This window comes from Roseateles sp. P5_B10, from assembly GCF_056400485.1.
The window spans coordinates 1-3,497 of record NZ_JBFULE010000570.1; the positions used below are offsets into that span (position 1 = coordinate 1).

Annotated in this window: 4 protein-coding genes and 1 pseudogene; 2 read left to right on the forward strand and 3 right to left on the reverse strand. The window is 65.9% G+C overall.

Annotated features, from left to right (window positions below; translation table 11 throughout):
* Nucleotides 1-376, forward strand: a pseudogene (locus tag AC1DU6_RS23975) (TonB-dependent receptor); the annotation flags it as partial.
* On the opposite strand, the gene AC1DU6_RS23980 reads toward AC1DU6_RS23975, so the two are convergent.
* The 3 genes from AC1DU6_RS23980 to AC1DU6_RS23990 are packed head-to-tail and all read right to left on the reverse strand — an operon-like array spanning nt 369 to nt 2,190.
* Nucleotides 369-788 (reverse strand): acyl-CoA thioesterase, encoded by a 420-nt coding sequence (locus tag AC1DU6_RS23980; RefSeq protein ID WP_457324012.1) that lies wholly within the window; start codon nt 786-788, stop codon nt 369-371. The pseudogene AC1DU6_RS23975 and the gene AC1DU6_RS23980 sit on opposite strands and share 8 nt — an antisense overlap.
* Nucleotides 785-1,408, reverse strand: coding sequence for a YceH family protein (locus tag AC1DU6_RS23985; protein ID WP_457324013.1), 624 nt, complete (start codon nt 1,406-1,408; stop codon nt 785-787). The genes AC1DU6_RS23980 and AC1DU6_RS23985 overlap by 4 nt, the downstream gene beginning before the upstream one ends.
* Nucleotides 1,408-2,190, reverse strand: coding sequence for an SDR family oxidoreductase (locus tag AC1DU6_RS23990; RefSeq protein ID WP_477860131.1), 783 nt, complete (start codon nt 2,188-2,190; stop codon nt 1,408-1,410). The genes AC1DU6_RS23985 and AC1DU6_RS23990 overlap by 1 nt, the downstream gene beginning before the upstream one ends.
* A 132-nt stretch (nt 2,191-2,322) precedes the next feature.
* Between AC1DU6_RS23990 and AC1DU6_RS23995 the strand changes: the two genes are divergently transcribed.
* The coding region (locus AC1DU6_RS23995; RefSeq protein WP_477860133.1) for an NAD(P)/FAD-dependent oxidoreductase at nt 2,323-3,497 on the forward strand (1,175 nt) is incomplete at its 3' end.

Genomic DNA, 3,497 nt, shown 5'->3' on the forward strand with positions numbered 1-3,497 from the left:
CGGCGACCCCTTCGTCAGCAACCTGGGCGTCTTCATCAACGACGGCGTCGTGCAGCGCTGGCGCCACACGGTCAGCCTGGATTGGGAAACTGGCCCCGTGTCTATGACGTTGTCCAACAGCTATCTGCAGGGCTACAACGACCAGCACATCATCGGCAAGCCCGATCGCAAGGTGTCGGCCTATTCGCTGTGGAACATGTCGGCCGGCTGGGAGGCCAGCAAGTCGACCACCCTGCGCGTCGGCGTGCAGAACATGCTCAACAAGGCGCCGCCGTTCTCGCAGCAGGCCTGGTTCTTCCTGTCCGGCTACGACCCGAGCTACACCGACTCGCGCGGGCGCTACATCTACGCCAGCTTGAAGTACGCCTTCAGGTGACGAGGTTTCTCACCCAGTCCGGCAGGGCAATGGCCTTGTCGGTCTGGGCGTCGAACCACAGCGTCGTCGCGCCGCCCTCGGCGCAGATGACGCCGGGTTCGTCGGCGCGCTCCAGCGTGATCCAGGTCTCGAAGCTGGTGCGGCCCGCGTCGCTGACGTAGTGGCTGGCCAGCACCTCGCCCGGGCATTTAAGCTGGCGATAGAAGTTGCAGAAGGCGTTGACGATGACCGGCCCCTGCCCGCCCGGATTGGGCGCGGCGCCGATCTGCGTCAGCCAGTCCACACGCGCGATCTCCAGGTAGCGGAAATACAGCGTGTTGTTGATGTGGCCCATCGCATCCATGTCGCCCCAGCGCATGGGAATGCGCACCTCATAGGTGAGCTTCTTGTCGACCGGGACGAGATACCTCACGGCGTGATGCCGAGGTCAGCGGCGATGCGGTTGACGAGGCTGCGCAGCGCGGCGACCTCGGCGCGCAGCAAGGCGATCTCTTCATCGCGAGGTTGACCCACCGCCGCGGCCTGCTCGAACGACGCCACCGGCCCGCACAGCAGATGCGCCCAGCGCGCCTCGCGGGCGCCGGGCGCCTTGGGCAGCTTGACGGCCATAGGCTGCTCGCGCTCGGCCAGCTCCTCCAGAAAGCCCTCCACCGACGACACATCGGCAAAGCGGTGCAGCCTCTCGGTGTTCTGGCGCAGTTCGGCCGCCGTCTGCGGGCCGCGCAGCATCAGCTGGGTCAGCAGCGCCATCGCTGCACCCGGCACGCCCATGCCGCGCGCGAAGTTGTGCTCATAGCGCACGACGCGGCTACCGCTGACCGTATTGACGAGGTGCAGCGCCTTCAGCTCTTCCACGGTGGCCAGCACCTCGGCCTCGCTGACGTCCATGACCGGGTCGCGCGCCGTCTTCTGGTTGCAGCCCGCGGTCAACGCATTGGCGGACAGCGGATAGCTGTCCGGCACGGTGCTTTCCTTCTCGACAAGAACGGCGAGAACGCGGGCCTCCAGCGGGGTCAGGTCTCGCTTCAACATCAAACTCCGAAGCCGTCGTCGGCCTGGATGACCGCGCCATTGATGAAATGGCTTTCGGTGGCGCACAACATCAGCAGTGACGTATCCAGATCCTTCGGCTGGCCGACGCGCTTCCTGGGCAGCATGTCGACCAGCTTCTTGCCCTGCTCGGTGCCCCAGTGGTGGTGGTTGATCTCGGTGTCGATATAGCCCGGGCAGATGGCGTTCACGTTGATGCCGTAGCGGCCCCACTCCAGCGCCATCGCTCGCGTCATGTGGATGACCGCGGCCTTGCTCATCGCATAGACGCCAATCTGGCCCAGCACACGCAGGCCGGCCATGGACGCGACGTTGACGATGCGCCCACCGATGAAGGTGCCCGGCGCCGAGCCGCGCGCGCGGGCCAGCATGCGCTTGCCCACCTCCTGCGCGACGAAAAAGGCGCCGCGCGTGTTGGTGTCCATCACGTAGTCGTAGTCGTTCTCGGTGACGTCGGTGAGGCGCTGCGTCGTGGACACGCCGGAGTTGTTGATCAGGATGTCCAGCGTGCCGACTTCGGTCTCGGCGTGGGCCACCGCGCTCTTGATGCTGGCCACGTCGGTCACGTCCAGCTGCACCACATGGGCGTCACCGCCATTGCCCTCGATTTMGGCGCGCAGGTCCTTCAGCCGCTCGACTCGCCGGCCCGCCAGCACGACGCAGGCGCCGGCCTGGGACAGGGTCCTGGCGAATTGCGCGCCCAGGCCGCTGGACGCACCGGTGATCAAGGCCACGCGGCCTTCGAGATTGATGGAGTAACTCATGGGACTGCCTTCCGAGTGGGTTGCGTCCATCCTACCGGTCTAGACCGCCCAACCTAAAAAAGCACGATCGTTCGATTCGCAATCCAGCCTCTCTAGAATCGCGCGCAATTCAAAAGCTGACGGAGAACCTGCATGACGTCCGAAGAGATCCTCGCCCAGTTCGGCCCCCGCGAGTCCATGGAATACGACGTGGTCATCGTCGGTGGCGGCCCGGCCGGCCTGGCCACGGCTATCCGCCTGAAGCAGCTCAAGCCCRATGCCAACATCGTCGTGCTGGAGAAGGGCTCGGAGCCTGGCGCCCACATCCTGTCGGGCGCCGTGATGGACCCGCGTGCGATGGAGGAGCTGTTCCCGAACTGGAAGGAACTCGGCGCGCCGCTGAACCAGGCCGTGTCCGGCGACGACGTGCTGTTTCTGTCCGAGACGGGCAGCCAGCGCACGCCCGACTGGCTCGTGCCTCGCAATTTCCACAACCACGGCTGCTACGTCATCAGCCTGTCCGACGTCGTCAAGTGGATGGCCAGCCAGGCCGAGGGCCTCGGCATCGAGATCTTCCCCGGCTTCGCCGCCGCCGAGGTGCTGTACGACGAGCAGGGCCGTGTGAAGGGCGTGGCCACCGGCAATATGGGCCTGGGCAAGGACGGCGAGCCGACCGACCACTTCCAGCTCGGCATGGAACTGCTCGGCAAGTACACGGTGTTTGCGGAAGGCGCGCGCGGCCATCTGGGCAAGCAACTGCTTGAGAAGTTCAAGTTGACCGAAGGCAAGGACACGCAGACCTACGCCATCGGCGTGAAGGAGCTGTGGGAGGTTCCGGCGGACAAAGCCCAACCCGGCAAGGTCGTGCACACGGCCGGCTGGCCGATGGAGGGCGACACCTTCGGCGGCGGCTTCCTSTACCACCTGGAAAACAACAAGGTCACGCTGGGCTTCGTCATCGGCCTGGACTACGACAACCCCTTCATGAGCCCGTTTGAAGAGATGCAGCGCTGGAAGGCCCATCCGGCCATCCGCGCCCACATCGAAGGCGGCAAGCGCATCGGCTACGGTGCCCGCGCCATCAACAACGGCACGCCGCAGGCCCTGCCAAAGACGGTGTTCCCGGGCGGCTGCCTGATCGGCTGCGAWGCCGGYTACCTSAATGCCGCSCGCATCAAGGGCAGCCACGCRGCCATCAAGAGCGGCATGCTGGCCGCYGAGGCGTTGGCACCCGCGCTGGACGCCGGCCGCGCCCAGGACGAGCTCGCCGCGTACCCCGAAGCCTTCGAGAAGAGCTGGCTGAACGAGGAACTGCAGCAGACGCGCAA